This is a genomic window from Paraburkholderia sp. BL6669N2 (genome assembly GCF_003387275.1).
In the GTDB taxonomy this organism is placed as follows: domain Bacteria; phylum Pseudomonadota; class Gammaproteobacteria; order Burkholderiales; family Burkholderiaceae; genus Paraburkholderia.
The window spans coordinates 4,444,806-4,468,194 of the sequence record NZ_QUNA01000002.1 but is presented as its reverse complement, the minus strand read 5'-3'; the positions used below and the strand labels follow the sequence as shown (position 1 = coordinate 4,468,194).

Here is a 23,389-nt window from a genome sequence, read left to right as displayed (position 1 = left end):
GTTTCCCACTCCTCGTCATGGCGCCCCTCGTGGTTGCGCTCGTCCTGCTAGCGTGGTGGCAGTGGCCCAAACACCCCGCTAGCGCGCCGCTGCCTGCCGTTCCGGTGAATGCCGGCCGCGCCGCCACTGTAGATTTCCCGATCCGCGTCACCTCGGTGGGCACCGTCCAGGCGCTCAATACCGTCGATGTCAAAGTGCGCGTCGACGGGCAGTTGAAGCGCGTCGCTTTCACGGAAGGTCAGGACGTGAAGGCTGGACAGTTGCTCGCGCAACTCGATCAAGGGCCGCTCACCGCCCAATTGCATCAGGCTGAAGCGGCACAACGCAAGGACCAGGCAAGTCTGGCGAACGCGCAACTCGACCTGGACCGCTATTCGAAACTCGTGGGCATTGGCGCCGCGACCTCGCAGAGCGTCGACACGACGCGGGCACAAGTCAAGGCGCTGGCAGCGACCGTCGCCGCGAACGCGGCACTGACTGAAAGCGACCGCCTGCAACTGAGCTTTACGACGCTGAGTGCCCCGTTCGCAGGCCGAGTGGGCGCGCGCGAGGCCGACGTCGGCGCGATCGTCCATCCGGCCGACGCCATCGGCATTGTGACCCTCACGCAGATGGAGCCAATCGACGTGCTGTTCTCGGTGCCACAAGACGTGTTGCCGAACCTGCTGGCGAATCAGGCGAAGGCGCCGCTGCCGGTGAGCGTGACAACGCGTACCGGCAGCGACGAGCTCGCTCAAGGCTCGCTCGTCTTTATCGACAGCCAGGTCGATCCGGCCACCGGCCAGATCAAGCTGAAGGCGTCGTTCACGAATGAGGATCGCAAGCTTTGGCCGGGCGAACTCGTCACTGCGCGCGTGCTCGTGCAGACCGATCGTCAGCGCATCGCCGTCCCGAGTCGCGCCATCGTCAATACGCAGGCTGGCACGCAAGTGTATGCCATAGGGCCGGACGGCAAGGTGCAGATGAAAGCCGTGGAAACCGGCGTGAGCGTTGACGGCATGACAGAAATCAGGCGTGGCGTTCAGGCGGGCGAGCTGATTGTATTCGATGGACAGAGCCGTCTGAATCCGGGCGTGAAGGTGGCGGCGAAGATCGTCAGCGCGAGCGCGGAGGCCGCCTCCGCGTCTACATCCAATGCGAATATGGACTCGCCGTCATGAGCCTGTTGGAACTGTTCATCCAGCGACGGATAGCGACCAGCTTCCTCGCGATTGCCGTCCTGCTGGTCGGCATGGTGGCGTATTTTCTGCTACCGGTCGCACCTCTGCCGCAAGTGGATTTCCCGACCATCCAGGTCATCGCGAATCTGCCTGGTGCCAGTGCCGAGACGATGGCGACCTCGGTGGCGACGCCGCTTGAGCGGCAACTGTCGAACATCTCCGGCATTACGCAGATGACCTCGTCGAGCTCTCTTGGCACGACAAGCATTGCGATCCAGTTCGACCTGTCGCGCGACATCAATGGGGCGGCCCAGGACGTGCAGACGGCAATCAACGCTGCAGGCGGCATGTTGCCAAAGAACCTGCCGAATCCGCCGACTTACGAGAAGGTCAATCCGGCTGATTTCACGCTGCTGTCGCTCGCCTTGACGTCGCCGTCGCTCACGCTGACGCAGCTCGACAGCTACGCGGAAGATTTTCTCGCGCAGCAGATTTCGCAGATGCCGGGCGTGGGCCTCGTCGATTTTCACGGCCAGCAGCGTCCAGCGGTGCGCATCCGCATCGATCCCGACAAGCTCGCCGCGCGCGGCCTGACGCTGGAAGACGTGCGCTCGATCGTCGGTGTTGAAACCGTCAACGCACCGAAGGGCAGCCTGAACGGCCCGGACCGTTCGGTCGTGTTCAACGCAACTGACCAGATCACCACTGCAGCCGGTTATCGCGACCTTGTCGTCGCGTACAAGAACGGCGCGCCAATTCGCTTGCAAGACCTCGGCACCGTGATCGACGCTGCCGAAGACACCCAACAGGCCGCCTGGCTGCAGCATGAACGCGCAATAATTCTCGACGTCCATAAGCAGCCGGGCTACAACGTCGTCGACACGATCCATAACATCACGACTCATTTGCCGGAGATGGAGGCGTCGTTACCCGCCGCGGCGCACGTGCATGTGGTGGGCGACCGCACGCAGACCATTAACGCGTCGGTGCACGACGTGCAGTTCACGCTCATGCTGACCATCGCGCTCGTCGTGATGGTGATCTTCTCGTTCCTGCGCAACGTCTGGGCAACTGTAATTCCGAGCCTGACGATTCCGCTGTCCCTCGTCGCGACCTTCGGCGTGATGTATCTGCTCGGCTATAGCCTCGACAACCTGTCTCTGATGGGGTTGACGATTGCGGTCGGCTTCGTCGTCGATGACGCGATCGTTGTGATCGAGAACGTGATGCGTCACATTGAGGAGGGCGTGCCGCGCATGCGAGCCGCGCTACTCGGTGCGCGCGAAGTGCGTTTCACGATCGTCTCAATGACGATATCGCTGATCGCCGTATTCATTCCGATCCTGATGATGGGCGGCATTGTCGGCCGTCTGTTCCGTGAGTTCGCGGTGACCGTGAGTGCGGCCATTGTGATGTCGGCGCTGGTGTCGCTGACCGTTACGCCGATGCTATGCGGCTGGCTGATCCGCACGCCGGCGGCCAACCGCGGCGGCCTCGGCAAGCTGGAGCGATGGCTCGAGGCGGTCTTCGTGGCGGTCGAGCGGCGCTATGAACACGGGCTGGATTGGGTCCTTCGCCACCAGAAGACCATGCTTGTCGTCACGATTGCGACCGTGATTGCGACTGGCGCGCTGTTCATGCTGATCCCTAAAGGCTTCTTCCCGCAAGAGGACTCGGGGCTGATTCAGGGTATCGCACAGGCCGCGCCGGATATCTCGCCGGAACTGATGGCCGCAAAAATGCAGCAACTGGCTCACATCGTCGAAGCAGACCCGGCGGTCGACAACGTCTACTACTGGATCGGGCCTAATCCGACCGTCAGCCAGGGCCGCATGATGATCAATCTGAAGCCGTTCAATCAGCGCACGGCGAGCGCGGGGCAGGTGGTCAACCGCCTGCGGCCGAAGCTGGCGGCGGTAATGGGCATCACGCTGTCGATGCAGGTGCGCCAGGACATTCAGGTGGGTGGACGGATCAGCGCTGCGCAGTACCAGTACACGCTGCAGGACCCGAATGTGCAGGAGTTGGATCACTGGGCGCAACTGCTCACGGACCGCTTTGCGAAGCTGCCGCAATTGACCGACGTGACGTCGGACCAGCAAGCTTCGGCGACGAGCGCGACACTGGTTATCGACCGAAGTACGGCCTCGCGTTTCGGCATCACCGCGCAAGCGATCGACGACACGCTCTACGACGCCTTCGGCCAGCGTCAGATTGCAACGCTCTTCACGCAGTTGAACCAGTATCACGTAGTCGAAGAGGTCGATCCGAAGTTTCAGATGACACAAGACGCGATCGCGCATCTCTACGTGCGCTCGCCGTCGACGAATGAACTCGTGCCGTTGAACGTGCTGGTGACAATCCAGAACAACGTGTCGCCAATTTCGGTCAACCACCAGGGCCTGTTCCCGGCCGTGACGATCTCGTTCAATCTCGCCGCCGGACAATCGCTCGGCAATGCGGTGACGGCAATTCGCGCGGCCGAAGCGGCGGCCGGCAAGCCGGACTCGTTGACGGGCACGTTCCAGGGCACCGCGCAGGCGTTCCAGGCCTCACTGAGAAGCGAGCCTTACCTGATTCTGGCGGCGCTGGTGGTTGTGTATCTCGTGCTGGGCATCCTTTATGAAAGCCCGATTCATCCGTTGACGATCATCTCGACGCTGCCGTCAGCTGGGGTGGGTGCACTATGCGCGCTAATGTTGTTCCACCAGGATCTGTCTATCATGGGCATGATCGGCATCATTCTGTTGATCGGTATCGTGAAGAAAAACGCGATCATGATGATCGACTTTGCGCTGGTGGCGGAGCGCGAGCAGGGTCTTTCGCCCACCGCAGCGATCCGCCAGGCCTGCGTGCTGCGCTTTCGTCCCATCATGATGACCACGCTTGCCGCGCTGTTCGGCGCGCTGCCGCTGGCGCTCGGTCACGGCGCGGGGGCGGAGTTACGTGTGCCGCTCGGGATTGCCATTGTTGGTGGTCTGGTGCTGTCGCAGATGCTGACGCTATTCACGACACCGGTGGTGCATTTGTGGTTTGGCCGTCTGGCCGATGTGCTGGGACGAGACCATCTCGAAGGCGATACGGCCTTCATACATGAGAGTGAGACCGAATCCTGATCTGCGGATAACGGCGCGAAACCCGAGTCGCGCCTGTAAGACCGATGTGCGGAAAAGACATGATACCCTCCTCCATACGCCGCCGCCTGACGTTGCTCGTGTTTATCGTCATTCCTTTCGTGTGGGGAGCCGCGGGATGGTCCAGCTACCGGCAGGCAACGCGTGAAGTTAGCAAATGGGAGAATGCTCGCATCGCTGAACTCGCGCAAATTGTTGTGTTGCTGGACGAGCCCAGTTTGGTCAGCCTCGCTAACGCCTCCATTGACTGGCGTGATGAGGAACGAGCAGGGATTGCTAATGCAGGCAATGACGACGGCGACGATGCCCTGCCACGGGATGCACTATTTCAGGTCCGGGACAGCACTAATCGTGTGCTTGCCGGCAGTCCACAACTCAACGTGCTTCACGCATGGGATCTCCCTGTCCCGGTTACGAGCGGTTCACAGGATATCCTGCTCCGCGGTCGGCCATGGCGTACCTATACGTTGCGTGACACTGCGCGTGGCAAAACGGTTCGAGTGTTCGAACCTGCGAACACCAAAAGCGGTCTTGTCAGTGGCATTGCACGACAAATTACCTGGCCGATTGTAATTGCGATGCCATTCTTGACCCTCTTCGTCTGGATCGTAGTCAGCTTCAGTCTACGCCCACTCAGGACACTGTCAGATGCGATTCGTTACCGGCATATTCACCGGATGGACCCGATCAATATTGGCCGGACGCCGACCGAAGTCCGCCCGCTTGTCGACGCAATAAACGACATGCAGGCACGCTTGCAAGACTCGTTCGCGCGTGCACGAGCTTTCACGGCTGATGCAGCGCATGAGCTGAAAACGCCCCTTACCGCCATCAAGGTACAAGCACAGGTTGCCCTTGCTACGCCGGATAGGGCATTGCAGCGCCTGGCAATGCAGCACGTCCTACAGGGGGTTGACCGCAGCACGCGGCTCACAGAGCAATTACTGCTGCTCGCCAGGCTCGACGAGCACGAGAAGATCAAAGTAATGCGCATTTCCCTGGCAAAGATAGCGAGCGACGCTATCGCCGCAAAGGAGCAACACGCGCGGCAAAAACGAATGAGCGTTGCGTTTGATGGTGAAGCAAAGGCCGAAATCCTCGCGGAGCCGGAATTGACGAAGATTCTGGTCGACAATCTGCTGGATAATGCCGTCAAATATGGTGTCACCGGTGGCAGGATTGAGGTCCTCGTCGAGCTTGATGAGGCGGGGGTTCGGCTAGTTGTTCGCGACGATGGTCCTGGCGTTGATGCGGCTGATTTTGTTCATCTTACGAGCCGGTTTTTCCGTGTTATCGGCAACCAGGCGAGCGGCAGTGGACTGGGCCTGTCGATCGTCTCGCGTATTGCCGATCATTTCGACGCCAACCTGTCATTCGGTCGCGGCATTGGCAATCGGGGGTTCGGCGTCTATCTCGCCTTTCGATCCGAGCGCATTGCGGAGCCATGTCCCCGGAGTTGTCAAGTCATAGCGGGCCCGGCTATCTCTCGCCGATCATTTACGAACAGCTGCATGCCGCGCAAAAACCGATCTCATCCACATGCGAGTTGTCCAGCGCCGGCAGGCGTCGCGATCGTGACAGGCAACCCGCCGCCGGCCGAGGACAACTCACAGCACCTCTTTAAACGGAGGTAACCTATTCGCTCAAAATTCGACTACGTAACCGTCCACCGAAACGGGTCACTCCCAGTCACAGGAAGTATCGACAATGCCGCGGATGACACCTGGATCGTCCTCAATCGTCAGAGTCCTTATCGTGTATGTAGGAAGTGTGGACCCGGGCAAGGGAAAAGTTGAAGCGACCAAGGACTGACTGACCAAGCGCAGTAACTGCGACTCTCGTACCCTCGGGAGATGGGACGATACTCGCCAAACCCCTATCCTTCAGAGCGACGATGTCTGCCTTTGCTATATCCGTTTCGACCGAGGCGCAGGCCAACACCATTAGCGCTGCGACCTCATGCGCACTCAGCGCAGGAACAGAACAAAGAACTCGAACCGCGACCGGTTGCGGCGCTAGTTCTATCGTATGCCGGTCACACTGTCGCACATGCCCTTTGCGGGGGACGCCACAGCCTTCGCTTCCGTCAGAAATCGTTTGAATCTCTTGAAACATAACCAAGCAAAGTTCGACGCCGTCCCAATGGAACGGCGTCACAATCTTACAAATCGGAAGGCGGATGCAGCCGCGCAGAAAGCCGCATCCAGCCAAACATCGACTGCGTTCGCAGGGTGCCGCTCCGTCAATACCGCGATTCAGTTTCAAATCCGGTAGTCGGCGCGCAGCGGCTCCATCAGCTTGGGGTTATCGGAATAGTCGACCGAAATGGCGACAACGGCCGGACCTTCCACCTCCATCGCCCGACGCAACGTCGAGCGCAGTTCGCCTGCAGAATTAACCGCAAACCCAGCTGCACCAAATGATTCCGCGTAGGCTTTGAAATCAATCGCTCCGAATTCGACAGCCGAACGGCGGTTGTACTTCTTCACTTCCTGAATCTCCACCATGTTGTACATGTTGTCGACCCAAATGACGTGAACGATGTTCGACTTGAGACGCACGGCCGTTTCCAGCTCCATACTGGATTGCATGAAGCTGCCATCGCCGGAGACAGAGATGACCTTCTCTCCCGGACGCACGAGCGAAGCCGAAATTGCCCAGGGAAGCGCTACGCCCATTGTCTGTTGCCCGTTCGTGATCAGCAACTGCCGTGCACGGAAGCTGTGGAGATAGCGCGCGATCCAGATATGGAAGCTGCCCATATCGACGCACATCGTTGTGTCAGCGTCTACGATGTCCTGTAGCTCCTTGACAATACGTAACGGATGGACCGGGCCGCCGCTGAGCGTAATGGATTTTCTCATCAGTGCCGCCCTCGCCTCGGCGAGCGTCGAGAGAATGGCGTTCGCTTCCGGCGACGAATTCAGCGTGTCAAGCTCGGCGGCAAGCAGCTCCAACGTCCTGGCAATGTCGCCGACCAGTTCAACTGCTGGCCGATAGTGCCGGTCGGCATCGGCGGGCATGACATCGATATGAACGAGCGGACGCCGCTCATTCTTGTTCCACAACGGCGGGTCGTACTCGACCGGGCTATAGCCCACCGTCACGATCGCGTCCGCCTGATCGAGCAGTTGATCGCCAGGCTGATTATTCCAAAGTCCGACGCGTCCTGCAAAGCGCGCGAACTGCGCGGCGTCGATAGCGCCTGCGGCCTGATACGTGCCCGTCACCGCGACACCCGTCTGCGCAACGAATTTGCGGATTGCGTCCGCTGTCTCGGGCCGGCTTGCCAGCAATCCGAGCAACAGCACCGGACTCTTTGCCTGCTTGAGCAACTCCGCTACCGCACGGATTTCCTCCGCGGGTGCCGGTCCCATCGCCGCTGCCGCGAGATTGGAGAATACGGCACCTTTTGCGGGCGCGTTGACGATATCCATTGGCAGACTGACAAACGCAGCACCCGGCCGAGGACGTTCAGCGGCACGAAATGCATTGCTCAGCACCTCGGAAATCGTCGATGATGCGACAACTTCCGCGCTGTACTTCGTGATCGGCTTGAACAGGCTAACCGTGTCCATTGTCTGGTGGACCTGCTTCAGGCGGTCGTCGAGCTTTACCGCACCGCCAATCGCCACCATCGCGTCGCCTTCGGAATTGGCCGTCGCAAGACCCGTGGCGAGATTCGAGCACCCTGGTCCAGACGTCACGAGCGCAACGCCAGCCTTACCCGTCAAACGGCCGACGGCCGCAGCCATGAATGCTGCATTTGCCTCGTGCCGCACGACGACCGTCTCGACCGATGAATCGACCAGCGAGTTGAAAACGCGGTCGATCTTCGCCCCTGGAATACCAAACACGTGTTTGACGCCTTGAGCTTCTAGGTTGCGGACCACCAGGTCGGCACCACACTCCCAAAGCATGTCGACGTCACTTGTACTTTGCAACATATTTCGCTCCACCAAAAATTTCTAAAATCGAAAAATCAAATACCAGAGCCCTGGACGGGCCGCCGACGCTCAGCCTTCCGCCGCCTCGATCGCCTCATTCATGTCATCCGAATGCAACGTCGCTTGCTGGAAGCTCTCTGTACGCGGAAGATCGATCCGCAGCTTCGAGATCTTTGCCAGTTCAAGCTTGCCTTCGAGCAACCGATAGTCGAGCACGTGACCACCGCCCTTTCGGTCATCGGTGATGTAGTGAACGTGAAAGCCGGCCACGTTGATGCCCTGCACGTACGGAGGACACCTGAAGCCCACTAGCGTCCCTGACGTGTTCTCGAATGTGAAGACCGGCTGGTTTTCAATTGCCTGCAGCATCGGCCGATATGGCTTTGTCTGACGCGGGACGGTGCGCGTCTCGACGCGCTCAAAGTAGCCGTCGATACGAAACGCACAAAAGAGATTGAGCGAGCCCACCATTTTGTCGATGAGTTCCTGCACCTCGACTTTTTCGAGCATGGTCGTCAACTGCCCCGTGATGCTCGGGCGGAAGTGCGTCATGACGGCAAAGGGCGTTTTCTGGTCCATTCCGGCGACTCGCGCGCTACCGTCCTCTCGCAATTGATGGACTTCACTGTCGAATGCGATCAACTCACCGTCGAGGTCGTTGAAGGTTCCGAGACCGAAGTCGCCGTGCTCGAGCAACTCCGCGATTGTCACGCTACCGTCGTACACGCCGTCGATGAGTGCACTCATCAGAGAGGTTTGAAATATTTCGCTCTCAGGTTGGTCGGTATTCAGGTATGAAAATGATTTTGCAATGTCTTGCACGCAAGTGCACGCGCCTGTATTTTTCATAATCTCGCTTCCTGCAATGAAGTGTCTACAGCGACAGTATGTTTCCCGGCGACGTACGCGTCTAATATAGAAAACAGTCCTCTTCAAGACGAGATTGATATGGAGTTTCGCCACCTCAAGTACTTCGTGGTCGTCGCGGAGGAACAGCACTTCACTCGCGCAGCACAGCGTCTGGGGATGGCGCAACCGCCACTCAGTCAGCAGATACGCAAGCTCGAACACGAGATCGGTGCACAGCTTTTTCGCCGGTTGACGCGTGGAGTTGAATTGACGGATGCGGGCCGCGTGCTTTATGAAGACGCGCGGCGTATCGTGAGTGAAGTTGAGCTTGCAAAAAGCCGGGCGCAGAGTGCAGCCCGCGGGCAAACCGGCAGCATTCGCGTCGGCTTTGCAAGCTCCGTAGTTTTTCATCCCATCATTGCAGAAATCGTTCGCGCGTATCGCGAGTCACACCCGGCAGTGACGCTATCGCCGTCGGAGAGTAACGTGGCGGCATTGATCGAAGATCTGATGGCGGGACGGATTGACCTCGCCGTCATTCGGCAGACTTCGCAGGAGTCCGAGCGCGTAAAGACCGAGGTACTCCTCAATGAGGACATGCTGATTGTGCTGCCGCCTCAACATGCATTGGCAGCGTCGTTGCGCATCGATCTGCGTTCGATCGCGCACGAAACGCTCATCATGTTTCCCCGTGCGATTGCGCCGGTTCTTTATGACGAGGTGATCTCCGCGTGTCAGCGCGTCGGCTTCAGTCCACAACTCGGGCAGGAATCCACCCAGGTTGCGTCCGCGGTCAGTATGGTTGCGGCAGGCTTCGGTGTCTCCATCGTTCCCAATTCTATCCGTCAGGTTCACGCGGGCGTGAGTTATCACGCAATAGAGGGCATTCAGCCTACGGCGCAGCTTGTTCTTGCCTATCGGTTAGGTGAATTCTCACGCGTCGTGCGCGACTTCGTGGACGTGGCAAAACGTCTGGTTCGGGATCGCAAGGTTGGGACTATCGAGATGATCAGTTGACGTAGCGCACCCGGCAAGCGCTGCAACCGTGCCCAGTGCCGAGCGGCATGGCTCTTTCCAGGCTCGCCGTCGATCAACGTACAGGAAACCTGCTGCAGCGCGATGGCCTCCGCACGCTGGCGGCGCAACAGGCGCGCACCGAGTGACTCAGCGCGAACGAGAGCAATACAGTCCACCCGACATTCACGACGACGGTACGCCCTGTCGCAGTCCCCACGCTCGTCTGCCACCATAGCAAGACCGCGTCATAGTCGAGCAGCACTGACGTTGAATGGCGTACTCGTGCACCGATCTGCGATCCACTGTCCCGTCTGGCGCGATATCCGCGAAACCAATCCGTTGTTCGTGAACGACGTCGCGGCCAGCCCGCCATAGGTCCGCGCAGAATACTTTCGTTTATAGAACGATACCGGGAACAGTATCCGAAGGCGCGAGTTACAGTGCGCTCATGCCTGCAGAATTCCGATGATTTTCACTTCGAACGCCAGCGCCTCGCCAGCGAGCGGATGATTGAAATCGAACAGCGCAAAGGTTTCGCCGACCTCCTTCAGCACGCCCGCGTAGCGTCCGCCACGCGGCGCGTTGAATTCGATGAGATCTCCCGGCGAAAAGTGCTCTCCGATCATGCTGTTTTCGCGCAGCGTAGCCAGCGACACGCGCTGTATCAGATCGGGATTACGGGGGCCGAACGCCTGTCCCCGAAGTAGCTGGAATGTAGAATGGTGACCGACCTTCAATCCCAGCAAAACATCCTCTAGCGGAGGCGCCAGCTGACCGGCGCCTAGCAGCAGCGTGGCCGGCTTTTCAGAAAAGGTGCTCATGACTTCCGCGCCATCGCCAAGCGAAAGGCGGTAATGAAGCGTGACATGTGAACCAGGTGTCACTTCGGATATGTTAAGCATGCTCATGAGCGAGGTTGCAGTCGTCATTTGAAAGAGGAAGGTGCGTACAACGTTCTGTTCGGATCAGCATCGCCGGTCGAAGAAAGGGCGACCATGATCTGGACTGGTATAAGAAGCGTCGTGATGGCGGTGGTCGTCAGTGCTTGACAGCAACGACCTTGCCGCGAAACAGGTAATACTGGTACAGGTTGTAAATGATCATGATCGGAAATACGGTGCCGATACCCCAGAGCATAAAAATCAGCGTCGGGCTATCGGAGGCGGCCGCCGCCACCGTCAGCTGACCCGGCACGATGTACGGAAACAGGCTGATAGACAGACCCGCAAAGGACACGACGAAGAGTATTGTCGAACCCACGAAAGGGCCATGCTCTCCGCGCATACGAACCGAATACAGTACATAGGTAAATGCCAGTGCAGCGACGACGGCAAGCGCGATCAGCACGTCAAATACGCCATGATCCTGCCAGCGTGTGATGCCCACGGGGCTGAACTTCACAGTGGCGAACGAAACCAGCACGGCGGCGATGACGGTCGTGAACACTGCAAAGGTCGAGTAGCGACGCGCGGCGCTTTCGATCTCACCTGTCGTCTTTTTCACGAGCCACGTTGCACCGAGCAGGCAATAGCCGGATACCACGCCGATGACTGTGATCACGACGAACGCGAGACTATGGCCACCCGGCATGAAGCCCGTGAGCACTTTGCCGAGCACGATGCCCTGGCTGATCGCCGCGAGCAGACTGCCGAGGCCGAAAACCCTGTCCCACAATGTCTTGCTAGTGTGCGCAGAATGGCGAAACTCGATGGCCGCACCGCGCATGATGAAGCTCGCGATGAGCACCATCACAGGCACATACAGGTCCGAGAGGATCATGGCGTAGGCGTCGGGGAACGCGCCGAAGAGCGCGCCTCCCAGCGCGACGAGCCAGGTTTCGTTGGCATCCCATACATGGCCGATCGATTGAATCATCAGACCGCGGTCGCTATCGCGGCCACGCAGCAGCGTGAGCATGCCGACGCCGAGATCGAAGCCGTCGGTGACCACGTACAGCACGAGCATCAGGCCGATCAGGCCAAACCACGCGTGGTTCAGAATGTCTTGGGTAGATGAGGGAATCATTGTCTTGCCTCTTGATCTGACGAAACAAAAATGTGTATGTGCGTTTAGTAGTCGATCGCGTGCAAACTCGCACGCTCCGTGGATTCCGGCGCCGGCGTCAGCGTGAGATCCGGACCGTTCCGGAGCCAGCGGCGCGCGAAGTGAAAGAACGATACAAGCAGGATGACGTAGAAGACTGCGAACATCACCATGCTGCCGGTGATTGCCGCTGAAGAGATTGCCGACGCAGCGTTCTCCGTGCGCAGTAGCCCATACACAAGCCACGGCTGGCGCCCCACCTCGCGCACGATCCAGCCGCATTCCACCGCGACGTATGGCAACGGAATGGCCACAACCCACGCGAGAAGCAGTTTGCGTTGCGCAAGTAGTGCATCGACTCGACCGCGCGCCTTCCGTAACGCATAGACAGTCCAGAACGCCAGCACCATGAACAGGAAACCGATGCCTGCCATCAAGCGGAATGCGTAATAGAGAAGCGGAAGCATCGGCGGCTGGTCGGCAACGGGTATGTCCTTAAGCCCCTTCACCTGGCCGTGGAGACTGTGCGTGCCGAGAACGCTCAACAGGCCCGGCACTTCGAGCGACCAGTCATTGCCCTGCTTCGCCGCATCGGGCCATGCGAGGAGCGACCAGCTTGCGCCCGTGCCCGGCGCATTCGTCTGCCAGTGGCCTTCGATCGCCGCACCCTTCGCGGGTTGCGTCCTGAACACGTCGACGCCGCTCGAGTCACCCAGCCAGATCTGTACGGGTGCGACGATGGCGAGCACCACCAAAGCCACCTTGAACGAGCGGACGAAGAACTCCGGATTTCGGCGCTTCAACAGGTAGTAAGCGGAAATGCCGGCCACGACAACGAACCCCGTCTCCAGCGCGGCGAACCACATGTGCGACACGCCCCACACCATATCGGGGTTGAAGATCGCCTTCAGATAGTCGGTGACAACGAGCTTTCCACCGACTACCGAAACACCCGCCGGCGTTTGCAGCCAGGAGTTGGCGACCATGATCCAGAACGCGGATAACGTCGAACCGAGCGCAACCATTGCAGTGGCGAACAGGTGAACGCCCTTCGGGACCCGTTGCCAGCCGAGCATCATGATGCCGACGAAGCCGGCTTCGAGCATGAAGGCCATTGCGCCTTCAAAGCCGAGGATGTTGCCAAAGAACTGGCCGGTGTACCGCGAAAACTGGCCCCAGTTGGTACCGAACTGGAATTCCATCGGAATGCCGCTGACGACGCCGACAGCGAAGTTGAGCACCAGCAGCTTGCTCCAGAAACGCGCATGCCGGTACCAGACCAGGTCACTCGTTTTAACCCACAATACCTCAATAACCAGGAGAAAGGCCGACAGGCTGATTGTCAGGATAGGCCACAGGATGTGGAAGATTGCGGTCATCGCAAACTGGCCACGCGCGAGATTCAGAGCTTCGACATTCATGTCAATCACCGGACAGATCGATGTTGAGCGCACCGTAGAAGCGCTCCGCTCAACAGGTACTAGTGGGATATATTGGGCGGGTGCCATCACCGCTCCGGATAACGAAACGAGTATCTTTCTTTGCATGCCACATTCCAATATATCGACTGTGGGGATATCAATATCTTTCAGTGAATAACGCTGTCCCGCGGCGCCCGCGCCTCTGCGTCATTTCGCCGCCTGTGCGACGCGCGTCCCTCATGCTCGCGGCGCCGAGCGCACGGGTCGATCGCCGCTCTCTTTTCCTGACAGGATCGGGACCGCGTGCCATGCAGGCGCATGGCTGTCGGTGCGAAGAAATGTTGGATGAGACGATCGACCGGCCTGCGCGACCGGGTCGTCTGCCGTGGTATAGGACTACTACTCGGGGGACGTCAATGTTGGACACAACCGGAAAGAACCGCGGGGAACGGCGAGATGCGTCGCGGCGTGGTGTGGTCCGCTACGACTCGTCAAGCACGATGACGCTTATCGGCTCAAGCAAGGCGAACTTTCGGCCGTACCAGATCGTTGATCTGCTCCGCGGTCCATAGCAACGTTGCTTTGCCGACGCCGTGTAATGCCTTCTGGTGCCTGCGATACAGCCACGCGTGCCCCAGATGTTCCGCGCGTCCGCGGAAGACGCCGCCCTTGAAGAGCCCGAAGCGCCCCACCGTTCCAAACGCGTTGTAGTCGCTCAACGTTACCAGCGAACCGAAGTCGCGAAACACGAACTCCGGGAGCGGCTTTCCTTCCAGCCAGCGCGGCAAATGACGCGCGAGGTGCTCCGCCTGTTGCGTCGCGACCTGCGCGGTCGGGGGCAGCGGACGTTCATGGCCTTCGGGCGTGAGGCTCGCGCAATCACCTGTGGCGAATACATGGTCGTCGCGCGTCGTCTGCAACGTCGTGTCGACGATCAATTGATTTGAACGATTCGTCGCCAAGCCCGCGAGGTTGCTCATAAAGTCTGGCGCCTTGACCCCCGCAGCCCAGACCATCAGGTCCGCCTCGACAAGCGAGCCCTTGTGATGAAAACCACGGGCATCGGCCGACGACACTTGCGTCGAAGTCATCACTCGAAAGCCGATACGTTCGAGCTGCTGCTGGCTTGAATCGGAAATCTGTGGCGGGAAAGCCGGCAGCACGCGCGGACCGGCTTCGAGCAGCGTCAGGGACAGCCGGCTGCGCATGGATGGATCGCCATAACGCGATCCGATTTCTAGCAGGCGGCTTAGCTCAGCGGATAACTCCACGCCCGTAGCACCCGCGCCGACCACCGCCACACGGAGCGCTTCGTCCTTCGCGACGCTGAAGGATGTCGCCCGCTGACGTCCGGATCTCGCCGAGTTCGACGCGACGAAGCTCGCGGTCCAGCCCTCGCATTTCGCCGGGCAAATAAGTAAATCCATGTTCGCGTGCGTGCGCGAGATAGATAACCTGCTGCTGTTGAACGTCACGCGTGCCCGCGGCAATCGTGTGGAGCATCGGCTTCCAGATGTGCGTGGCGCTGCAATCGATCAGCGTGACGGCACCGCGCCCGCTGCGACCCAAATGGTCGCCGAGTTAATTGCAAGCAGAATCCCGGCGATGCCGCCGCCCGCGATGACAATCCGAACCGGCTGGGACATGGTTTCTTTCTACGATGAGGAGTGAATGATGCCGGCGTGCCGCGGCCGCAGCGTGAACCCCGCCATGCGGCACGAGTCCGACACGCTGCCGGCTGGCACAATCGCATTCAACTCGTTGCTAGTTTCGCGGATGGGCGGCTCGCAGAATGCTGATGGCATTCACAAATCTTCGAAGCATGATGGATAGTTGCGAGAAATAGCGGCTATCAGTGTGTTCAGCATTGCAATATTATCGGGGATGCGAACCTAAATGGCGTGATTGTTCATGGCGCACCGCGCCTTTGATGAACTGCGTACCTTGCGATGAAGCCTAGCAGTAGTGGCGCAGGTTGATCATCGTATAGGCGAGCGTTTTGAGCGCGTAGTGCGCCTCACTGATGCGCTCAAAGCGCAGCAGCAGACGGCGAAATTTGTCCTCCCAGGCGAAGACGCGCTCGATGGTCCTGATGCGTTCCTCGAAGATGGCCGGATCAAAGCGCTGCTTGCGGCCCCGCTTCGGCGTTTTACGCCCGCGCAGGTTTTCCGGGATGTTGGGAACCATGACGCGATTGAAAATCGCACGACGGTTGGGCCGGCAGTCGTAGACGCCGTCCAGACTGACGATCGCTCCTTGCAGGTCCATGCCGATGGCGCGCGCTATCTGGCTGAGCCGGGGCAGCGCGTCGCGCAGCAGGGGCGATTCGTTACGGTTGCCCGGCGCAGTGATGAACGGCGCGATGACGTTGCAGTGGCGATCGCACAGGGCCACCACCTTGTCGCCTTTCAGATGTTTGTGGCCGCTGTACCCGAGGTTGTCGCCTTTTTTTTCGCCGCCGTCGTCGTGCCATCGCCATGAATGACCGTCAGATCAAGCAGCCTGTCATCGTGCAGCTTACTCACCGAACCCGCAAAGATGGCATCCATGCAACCATCACAGCCAGCGGCGCATCGCGCGGTAGATATGCGCGTAGTGGATTTCGGGACGACCTATGGCATCCCTTTCGATCGGCAACATCTTCCATTGACAACCCATGTACAGCACTTCCAGGATGTAGTTGAAGTTCTTGTGCAAGGCCAGCGTCGGAGGCGGTCCGCGCCGGCCCCGGCTCAGATGCGGCAAGACAAACTCCTCGAACTGCTCCAGGCTCAATTTCGTTGGAATTACTTGCCAGCACGGCTTCCCGTTCATTCTCCGCGTCCAGAAATCTGGACTCTATCCGATCTCGCTTCACCCATCAGAAATCCCGTCCTGACGCGGCTCTCAGACAAATTCGATGACCTCGAAAAACTAGCAACGAGTTGTTCATAATCACATCGATGCCGGCCTTCACGGTACGCACATGCACGTGGAAAGCGTGAGGCATATACGCACGCCCCGAAATGAAAAGGATTGTTCCGGTATCGCTCTCACACCGCGCCGTGTTGGTCCCGATCCCACTGAATGCCAGATCCGCCGATGCAGACTTACGCACCCGCGAAACATGAACGTCGCTTTGAGGAAGGGAAGCTCGGCCTCTTGCGCCCTTGCCTTCAAACTAAACAGGGTCGGTCCGCTTAAGGCTCGCCTGTGGCGTTCAGGGACGACCTATGCCTTAAGCCTTCGAAGTACCGCCCGACCGCGTGCCGTGAGTACGATCCGATTGCCTTCGGTACACTGGGTAACGCTTGCCAACCCCCAATCCTTCAATGCGAAGACGTCAGGCGTCGCTGCAGACGCTTCGACCGAAGTGTAGGCTAGCAGCAGGAGCGCGGCGACTTCATGTGCGCTTAGCATGCGTGCAGGCGAATCTTTTGAAGCGGCAGCAAGCGGCGAGCCGACGTCGCATGCAAGGCGGTCGGATTGACCCGCACGATTGCCGTGCCACAGCGCTTCGTCGTCGCGACCGGCGCAGGCCGGTTGAGTTAGTCGAAACAAAATGCCACTTGAACATCTCTCCCCCATGAGGTCCTCCTCTTAGGTCCCGAAGACCGATGAAACGGGTACGTAGATCGGCGGCAGCGTAGGGTCCGCTCCTCTCTGCCGCGTTGCCGGTGCGTTAAATCAGGTAATCCGCACGCAGCGGCCCCATTAGCTTGGAGTTATCGGAATAGTCGACCGGGACGGCATCAACCGCAGGACCTTCGGCTTCGCTTTACGCCTCGTGGTCTAGGACCGCTCAGCCTCCATCGCCTGACGCAACGTCGAACGCAGTTCGTCTGCGGATCTGACCGCAAACCCGGCTGCACCGTACGACTCCGCATAGGCCTTGAAATCGATCGATCCGAACTGGACACCCGAACGGCTCGCGCGTTCCTCCCACACCGTGACGCGCGAGTCTGTCTCACTGCCCTAATGGGGATAAAGTCTCGCCGCCTGTTTCAATGACGCTGTGATTGACGGTAGGCCACTACGCCCGCCACGGTACTGAAACTGCCAAAAACTAAAATTCGGTCGCCTTCAGACGCTCGCTTCAATGCGTCTTGAAACGCTTCGGCAGGCGACTCGAACTGTGTGACACTGCTGTCGGGGCCGTCCCTGACGCCGGCGGCGCGCAGCGCCGATTCGAGCGCACTGGCTGAGGTCGCGTGCGGCGTCGGCAAGTCTGTCACGTTCCAATGGTCGATTTCGCCCTTCAATTGATTAGTGACGCCCTGGATGTCCCTGTCGCTCATCGCGCCGAATATCGCGTAGGTATACGGAAAGTAGCCCATGTTGCCGAGGTTTTGCGCGAGAACAGCGGCGGCGTGCGGGTTGTGCGCGACGCTGCGGCTTGCCCGGCAGCACCTGGAACCGGCCCGCCAACTCGACGTTCGCAAGACCCAATCGAATGTCCTGCGCCGATACTGGAATGCGCTCGCGCAATGCTTCGAGCGCAGCCAGCGCAGCCGAGGTATTGATCAGCTGATTGGCGCCGCGCAGCGCGGGATACGCGAGCGCGGCGCGCCGCTGCGACCGTCCCACGTGGCTCCACTGCTGACGCTCGTTGCCCGCCTGCGCCGTGTATCGGAAATCGCGGCCGGCCAGCCATATGTCTGCGCCGATCGCTTGCGCATAATCGATCACGCTCTGCGGCGGAGTCGGATCACCGCATATAGCGGGCTTCCCCTCGCGGAAAATGCCGGCCTTCTCGCCACCGATCTTTTCGCGCGTATCGCCGAGATAATCGGTGTGATCGATATCGATGCTCGTCACGATCGCACAATCCGCATCGACGATATTGACCGCATCCAGCCGGCCGCCCATTCCCGCCTCGAGGATCACGGCGTCCAGCCCGCTCAAGGCGAAAAGCCGCAGGATCGCCAATGTTGTGAATTCGAAATAGGTCAGCGACACCGGTTCGACCAGGCTTGCGCGCGCATGCTCCACTGCCTCGAAATGTTCAAGCAAGTCGGCATCGCTTGCGTCGGCACCGTTCACGCGCGCCCGCTCGTTAAACGCGAGCAGATGCGGTGACGTATAACAGCCCACGCGATACCCTGCGCGCAGCAGAATCGTTTCGAGAATCGCACAAGTCGAGCCCTTGCCGTTCGTGCCGCTGACCGTGAGCACCGCGCAATCGAACGAAAGGCCAAGGGCGTTCTTCACCCGGTCGATGCGGGTCAAATCCATGTCATTGCCAACCGCCTGCGCGGATTCGAGATGCGCAAGCCATGCGTCAAGGGTAGAGAAACTGGTCATTTTTTTTACCGGTGATCGAACGCGAAGGGTGCGAAGGCCAGACGCAGCCTGGAGTCAATGCGTCTATACAACGATGGGGGGAGCCGTATCTGACGATACGATCATGAAGGCAGTTGCGGCCCTTACCCCTGCAGAATCCCGAGCATTTCCACCTCGAACGCCAGCGACTGGCCGGCGAGCGGATGATTGAAATCGAACAGGGCGGACGTCTCGCCGACTTCCGTCAGCACACCTGCGTATCGTCTGCCCCCCGGCGAGTTGAACTCGACGAGATCTCCCGGGGAAAAATCCTCGCCGATCATGCTGTTTTGACGCAGCGTGGCGAGCGATACGCGCTGGATCAGGTCTGGATTGCGCGGGCCAAATGCCTGTCCCGGCGCTAACTGAAAAGTCGAATGCTGACCGACCTTCAATCCCAGCAAAATGTCTTCCAGCGGCGGTGCAAGTTGGCCCGCGCCCAACAGCAGCGTAGCGGGCTTCCCGCTGAAGGTATTGATGACTTCGGCGCCATCGGCCAGCGCAAGCCGGTAATGAAGCGTGACGTGTGAACCGGGTTTCACTTCGGAGATACTGAGGATGCTCACGTGTATTATCCAATCAAGTAAGACGAACTTTCGGCTGCACAAGGCCGTTGATCTGCTCCGCGGTCCACAGCAGCGTCGCTTTGCCGAAGCCGTGCAATGCATGCTGATGCCTGCGATACAGCCACGCGTGCCCCAGTTGCGCCGCGCGTCCGCGAATGATGCCGCCCTTGAAGAAACCAAGATGCCCTAGCGTGCCGAATGCGTTGTAGTCGCTCAGCGACACCAGTGAACCGAAGTCGCGAAATACGAATTCCGGCAGCGGTTTTCCCTCCAGCCAGCGCGGCAAATGGCGCGCGAGATGTTCCGCCTGTTGCGTCGCGACTTGCGCGGTCGGGGGCAGCGGACGTTCATGGCCTTCGGGCGTGAGGCTCGCGCAATCACCTATGGCGAATACATGGTCGTCGCGCGTCGTCTGCAACGTCGTGTCGACGATCAATTGACTTGAACGATTCGTCGCCAGGCCCGCGAGGTTGCTCATAAAGTCTGGCGCCTTGACGCCCGCAGCCCAGACCATCAGGTCCGCCTCGACAAGCGAGCCCTTGTGATGAAAACCACGGGCATCGGCCGACGACACTTGCGTCGAGGTCATCACTCGAAAGCCGATACGTTCGAGCTGCTGCTGGCTTGAATCGGAAATCTGTGGCGGGAAAGCCGGCAGCACGCGCGGACCGGCTTCGAGCAGCGTCAGGGACAGCCGGCTGCGCATGGATGGATCGCCATAACGCGATCCGATTTCTAGCAGGCGGCTTAGCTCAGCAGATAACTCCACGCCCGTAGCACCCGCGCCGACCACCGCCACACGGAGCGCTTCGTCCTTCGCGACGCTGCGAAGGATGTGGTTGCGCAGTACGACGTTGAAGTTCTCCGCCTGCTTCTGGCTGTCAATGAAGTGACAATGGGCTTTCACACCCGGCATACCGAAGTCATTGGCCCGGCTGCCGAGTGACATCACCAGCACGTCGTATTCGACGGTACGGGAATCGAGAATCACCGCGCCTTCCGGCGTCCGGACCTCGCCGAGTTCGACACGGCGACGCTCGCGGTCCAATCCTCGTACTTCGCCGGGCAGATAAGTCAAGCCATGCTCGCGTGCATGCGCGAGATAGACAACCTGCTGCTGCTGAACGTCACGCGTGCCCGCGGCAATCGTGTGCAGCATCGGCTTCCAGATGTGCGTAGGGCTACTGTCGATCAGCGTGACAGCGGCGCGCCCACTGCGGCCCAACTGGTCGCCGAGCTTCGTTGCAAGCAGAATCCCGGCAATGCCGCCACCCGCGATGACAATCCGAACCGGCTGGGACATGATTTCTCTCTACGAGTGATAAGTTAAGGATGCCGGCGTACCGCGGTCGCAACATTGGACCCACCATGCCTCGTGTGTCCAATACGCTGCCGGCCCGCCGACTCTCATGTCAATCTGCCTTGGCGACATAAGGTCTGACCATTTTGGTCGGATCCACGACGCGGTCGAAGGTCTCTTCATCAACAAAGCCGAGCTCGAGCGCGGCCGCCCTCAGCGTCAGATCGTGATGCATGGCATGGTGCGCGATGGCCGAGGCGTGGTCATAGCCGATTACCGGTACCAGCGCCGTGACCAGCATCAGCGAGCGGCCGACATCCTCCTTGATCTTCTTCAGGTTCGGCCTCGTACCTTCCACCAGGAAGCGCCGGAAGTTCGTGCAGCCGTCGGTCATCAGCGTGATCGACTGCATCAGATTGAAGATGATGAGCGGCTTGTAGACGTTCATCTCGAGATAGCCGCCAGCACCGCCAAAACCGACTGCGACGTCGTTCGCCATAACCTGCACGGCGAGCATCGTCAGCGCCTCGACCTGGGTCGGATTGACCTTGCCTGGCATGATGGATGAACCGGGCTCGTTTTCAGGGAGAATCAGCTCGGCGAATCCCGCGCGCGGACCGCATGACATCAGGCGAATATCATTGGCAATCTTGTAGAGGGAAACCGCCAGCGAACGGAGCGTACCGGAGAGTTGTACCAGTGCATCATGGCTGCCCTGCACTGTAAATTTGTTGGGCGCACTCACAAACGGAAGGTCTGTCAGGTGGGCAATTTCCGCGGCGGCCGCTTCTGCAAAGCCCGGCGCCGCATTGATTCCGGTTCCGACCGCCGTGCCGCCCAACGCCAGGCAGTACACGCCTTTTAGCGCGTCGTCAATTCGCGCCAGATTATCGGCAAGCAGCCCGGCGTAGCCCGACCACTCCTGACCAAGCGTAAGTGGTGTCGCGTCCTGCATATGGGTGCGGCCAATCTTGACAATACCGTCCCACTCCACAGCCTTCTCTGCGATCGCGTCATGCAATGCCTTGACCGCTGGAATCAGACGTTGCGTCGTATTGACAGCAGCGGCAATGTACATCGCTGAAGGAAACGAGTCGTTCGACGACTGTGACATGTTGACCTGATCGTTCGGGTGGACCGGTGTCTTGGCGCCGAGCGGCGTGCCGGCGAGCTGGCAGCAGCGGTTGGAGATCACCTCGTTGACGTTCATGTTGAACTGCGTTCCGCTGCCGGTCATCCAGACGTGCAAGGGGAACATATCGTGATACTGGCCGCCGAGGATCTCGTCGCAAACCTGTGTGATCAGCCTATGGGATAGATCGTCGAGACGTCTTCCGGCGTAGTTTGCATTAGCCGATGCCTTCTTGAGGTACGCATAAGCCGTAATCATTTCGCGTGGCATCAGGTCACGGCCGATACTGAAATGCTCGAGCGAACGTTGGGTTTGGGCGCCCCACAGTCTGTCCGCGGGAACACGGATTTCTCCGAGGCTGTCGGCCTCGATGCGAACGTTGTCCATCGTAATCATCCTTTCTTTCATTTTGTCCTCACGCCATGCGCGTGACGCCATCGGGCGTGCTGTCGAAGCTGGGTGTCACGGCAATCTGCAGCGCCTCACCCAACAGACGCCTTCGCGCGAACGCGACGCGCATACACTCAGATTGCCCGCAGCAGTGTCAGTACCCGAATGAGCTCGGGATCGGCAAGCTCACCCTCCGGTTCCTTGCACGCAAGCAGCAAGTCCATCAGGTCGTTATCGCTTAGTTCGAGAAGGCGCGTAATTGCACCCACGTCGGCGTCGCTGAGGTCATGCTCGTATTTATCGAAGAAACGCTCGAAGAACAGGTCGTTTTCGAGCAGGCCACGTCGAGCGCGCCAGCGAAGACGCCCACGGCGCAGCGGGTCCGACTGATGTGCCGTGCTCATTTCAGACCGCCCGCCGAACCATCAATTCCTTGATCTTGCCGATCGCTTTCGTCGGGTTAAGGCCCTTCGGGCACACATCGACGCAGTTCATGATCGTATGGCAACGGAACAGACGGTACGGGTCTTCCAGGTTGTCCAGACGCTCACCCGTCGCTTCGTCGCGGCTATCCGCGATGAAGCGATAGGCTTGCAGCAGACCCGCCGGGCCGACGAACTTGTCCGGATTCCACCAGAAGCTCGGACACGACGTCGAGCAGCTTGCGCACAGAATGCATTCATACAGGCCGTCGAGTTCGTCACGCTGTTCCGGTGACTGCAGGCGTTCCTTTTCGGGTGGCGGCGTATCGTTGATCAGGTACGGTTTGATCGAGTTGTACTGGTTGAAGAAGTGCGTCATGTCGACGATCAGGTCGCGCACCACGGGCAGTCCGGGCAACGGACGCAGCACGATCTTCTGCGGCAGGTCGTTCAGGTTCGTCAGGCATGCCAGACCGTTCTTGCCGTTGATGTTCATTGCGTCCGAACCGCATACGCCTTCGCGGCACGAACGGCGGAACGACAGGGTTTCATCCACCGCCTTCAGTTTGACGATCGCATCGAGCAGCATGCGTTCGTGCGAGTCGATCTCGATCTCGTACGTCTGCATGCGTGGCGCTTCGTCCTTATCCGGGTCGTAGCGGTAAATATCAAAAGTACGCTTTGCCATTTCAGAACTCCTTTGACGT

At 59.5% G+C, this 23,389-nt stretch carries 17 protein-coding genes and 3 pseudogenes; 4 read left to right on the top strand and 16 right to left on the bottom strand.

All coding sequences use genetic code 11. The annotated features are described in order from the left end of the window. Positions 1-29 precede the first annotated feature (29 nt). From B0G80_RS42645 to B0G80_RS42635, 3 genes are read left to right on the top strand one after another with little or no spacing between them, the layout of a single operon-like run. Positions 30-1,160, top strand: coding sequence for an efflux RND transporter periplasmic adaptor subunit (locus tag B0G80_RS42645; RefSeq protein WP_181920187.1), 1,131 nt, complete (start codon positions 30-32; stop codon positions 1,158-1,160). Next, positions 1,157-4,276 carry an efflux RND transporter permease subunit gene (locus tag B0G80_RS42640; RefSeq protein WP_116123490.1) on the top strand — a complete coding sequence of 1,040 codons (3,120 nt, stop codon included), beginning with the start codon at positions 1,157-1,159 and terminating at the stop codon, positions 4,274-4,276. Before B0G80_RS42645 ends, B0G80_RS42640 begins: the two co-directional genes overlap by 4 nt. Before the next feature lie 59 nt (positions 4,277-4,335). Then, the gene (locus B0G80_RS42635; protein WP_116123489.1) at positions 4,336-5,928 is read left to right on the top strand and encodes an ATP-binding protein; all 1,593 of its coding nucleotides are present in this window, start codon (positions 4,336-4,338) and stop codon (positions 5,926-5,928) included. A 627-nt stretch (positions 5,929-6,555) separates the two neighbouring features. Here the strand turns inward: B0G80_RS42635 and alsS are convergent. Together alsS and budA are read right to left on the bottom strand one after the other, a co-directional pair. Further along, on the bottom strand, positions 6,556-8,241 hold the full coding sequence (gene alsS, locus B0G80_RS42625; RefSeq protein WP_116123487.1) for an acetolactate synthase AlsS: 1,686 nt from the start codon (positions 8,239-8,241) through the stop codon (positions 6,556-6,558). A 69-nt stretch (positions 8,242-8,310) separates the two neighbouring features. After that, the gene (gene budA / locus B0G80_RS42620; RefSeq protein WP_116123486.1) at positions 8,311-9,090 is read right to left on the bottom strand and encodes an acetolactate decarboxylase; all 780 of its coding nucleotides are present in this window, start codon (positions 9,088-9,090) and stop codon (positions 8,311-8,313) included. Between budA and B0G80_RS42615 the strand changes: the two genes are divergently transcribed. Next, entirely contained in the window at positions 9,058-10,107 is a 1,050-nt protein-coding gene (locus B0G80_RS42615; RefSeq protein WP_258879198.1) for a LysR family transcriptional regulator, read from the top strand. The genes budA and B0G80_RS42615 overlap by 33 nt on opposite strands. A gap of 446 nt (positions 10,108-10,553) precedes the next feature. On the opposite strand, the gene B0G80_RS42610 is transcribed toward B0G80_RS42615, so the two are convergent. The 14 genes and pseudogenes from B0G80_RS42610 to B0G80_RS42550 all read right to left on the bottom strand — a co-directional run bounded on the left by B0G80_RS42610 (position 10,554) and on the right by B0G80_RS42550 (position 23,370). Then, on the bottom strand, positions 10,554-11,015 hold the full coding sequence (locus B0G80_RS42610; protein ID WP_116123484.1) for a peptidylprolyl isomerase: 462 nt from the start codon (positions 11,013-11,015) through the stop codon (positions 10,554-10,556). Between the two features lie 130 nt (positions 11,016-11,145). Further along, complete coding sequence (gene cydB, locus B0G80_RS42605) at positions 11,146-12,132, bottom strand: cytochrome d ubiquinol oxidase subunit II (RefSeq protein WP_116123483.1); 987 nt, start codon at positions 12,130-12,132, stop codon at positions 11,146-11,148. Between the two features lie 44 nt (positions 12,133-12,176). Further along, on the bottom strand, positions 12,177-13,571 hold the full coding sequence (locus tag B0G80_RS42600; RefSeq protein WP_116123955.1) for a cytochrome ubiquinol oxidase subunit I: 1,395 nt from the start codon (positions 13,569-13,571) through the stop codon (positions 12,177-12,179). 515 nt (positions 13,572-14,086) lie between these two features. Beyond that, positions 14,087-15,217, bottom strand: a pseudogene (locus tag B0G80_RS42595) (NAD(P)/FAD-dependent oxidoreductase). 310 nt (positions 15,218-15,527) lie between these two features. Continuing rightward, positions 15,528-16,001, bottom strand: a pseudogene (locus B0G80_RS46545) (transposase); the annotation flags it as partial. Then, complete coding sequence (locus B0G80_RS46540) at positions 15,980-16,120, bottom strand: hypothetical protein (RefSeq protein WP_220377518.1); 141 nt, start codon at positions 16,118-16,120, stop codon at positions 15,980-15,982. The gene B0G80_RS46540 and the pseudogene B0G80_RS46545, both read right to left, overlap by 22 nt. A gap of 7 nt (positions 16,121-16,127) precedes the next feature. Beyond that, positions 16,128-16,385, bottom strand: coding sequence for a transposase (locus B0G80_RS46535; protein ID WP_116123481.1), 258 nt, complete (start codon positions 16,383-16,385; stop codon positions 16,128-16,130). Positions 16,386-17,342: 957 nt separating this feature from the next. Then, positions 17,343-17,498 carry a thiamine pyrophosphate-dependent enzyme gene (locus tag B0G80_RS48365; RefSeq protein ID WP_220377517.1) on the bottom strand — a complete coding sequence of 52 codons (156 nt, stop codon included), beginning with the start codon at positions 17,496-17,498 and terminating at the stop codon, positions 17,343-17,345. Positions 17,499-17,554: 56 nt separating this feature from the next. Next, positions 17,555-18,854: pseudogene (gene folC, locus B0G80_RS42575) on the bottom strand (bifunctional tetrahydrofolate synthase/dihydrofolate synthase). A 122-nt stretch (positions 18,855-18,976) separates the two neighbouring features. Beyond that, the gene (locus tag B0G80_RS42570) at positions 18,977-19,438 is read right to left on the bottom strand and encodes a peptidylprolyl isomerase (RefSeq protein ID WP_116123480.1); all 462 of its coding nucleotides are present in this window, start codon (positions 19,436-19,438) and stop codon (positions 18,977-18,979) included. A gap of 13 nt (positions 19,439-19,451) precedes the next feature. Next, positions 19,452-20,741, bottom strand: coding sequence for an NAD(P)/FAD-dependent oxidoreductase (locus B0G80_RS42565; protein WP_116123479.1), 1,290 nt, complete (start codon positions 20,739-20,741; stop codon positions 19,452-19,454). 109 nt (positions 20,742-20,850) lie between these two features. Then, positions 20,851-22,257, bottom strand: coding sequence for a lyase family protein (locus tag B0G80_RS42560; RefSeq protein WP_116123954.1), 1,407 nt, complete (start codon positions 22,255-22,257; stop codon positions 20,851-20,853). A gap of 137 nt (positions 22,258-22,394) precedes the next feature. Beyond that, positions 22,395-22,664, bottom strand: coding sequence for a succinate dehydrogenase assembly factor 2 (locus B0G80_RS42555; protein WP_116123478.1), 270 nt, complete (start codon positions 22,662-22,664; stop codon positions 22,395-22,397). Between the two features lies 1 nt (position 22,665). After that, positions 22,666-23,370, bottom strand: a complete 705-nt coding sequence (locus B0G80_RS42550; protein ID WP_116123477.1) for a succinate dehydrogenase iron-sulfur subunit — start codon at positions 23,368-23,370, stop codon at positions 22,666-22,668. Between the last annotated feature and the right edge of the window lie 19 nt (positions 23,371-23,389).

Excerpts from the sequence above, each read along its gene's own strand:
- B0G80_RS42610 (WP_116123484.1), bottom strand. The coding sequence starts at position 11,015 with ATGAGCATGCTTAACATATCCGAAGTGACACCTGGTTCACATGTCACG.
- budA (WP_116123486.1), bottom strand. The coding sequence starts at position 9,090 with ATGAAAAATACAGGCGCGTGCACTTGCGTGCAAGACATTGCAAAATCA.
- B0G80_RS46535 (WP_116123481.1), bottom strand. The coding sequence starts at position 16,385 with ATGAACGGGAAGCCGTGCTGGCAAGTAATTCCAACGAAATTGAGCCTG.
- B0G80_RS42550 (WP_116123477.1), bottom strand. The coding sequence starts at position 23,370 with ATGGCAAAGCGTACTTTTGATATTTACCGCTACGACCCGGATAAGGAC.
- B0G80_RS46540 (WP_220377518.1), bottom strand. The coding sequence starts at position 16,120 with ATGGATGCCATCTTTGCGGGTTCGGTGAGTAAGCTGCACGATGACAGG.
- B0G80_RS42560 (WP_116123954.1), bottom strand. The coding sequence starts at position 22,257 with ATGGACAACGTTCGCATCGAGGCCGACAGCCTCGGAGAAATCCGTGTT.
- B0G80_RS42555 (WP_116123478.1), bottom strand. The coding sequence starts at position 22,664 with ATGAGCACGGCACATCAGTCGGACCCGCTGCGCCGTGGGCGTCTTCGC.
- B0G80_RS42640 (WP_116123490.1), top strand. The coding sequence starts at position 1,157 with ATGAGCCTGTTGGAACTGTTCATCCAGCGACGGATAGCGACCAGCTTC.
- B0G80_RS42565 (WP_116123479.1), bottom strand. The coding sequence starts at position 20,741 with ATGTCCCAGCCGGTTCGGATTGTCATCGCGGGTGGCGGCATTGCCGGG.
- B0G80_RS42600 (WP_116123955.1), bottom strand. The coding sequence starts at position 13,571 with ATGAATGTCGAAGCTCTGAATCTCGCGCGTGGCCAGTTTGCGATGACC.
- alsS (WP_116123487.1), bottom strand. The coding sequence starts at position 8,241 with ATGTTGCAAAGTACAAGTGACGTCGACATGCTTTGGGAGTGTGGTGCC.
- B0G80_RS42635 (WP_116123489.1), top strand. The coding sequence starts at position 4,336 with ATGATACCCTCCTCCATACGCCGCCGCCTGACGTTGCTCGTGTTTATC.
- cydB (WP_116123483.1), bottom strand. The coding sequence starts at position 12,132 with ATGATTCCCTCATCTACCCAAGACATTCTGAACCACGCGTGGTTTGGC.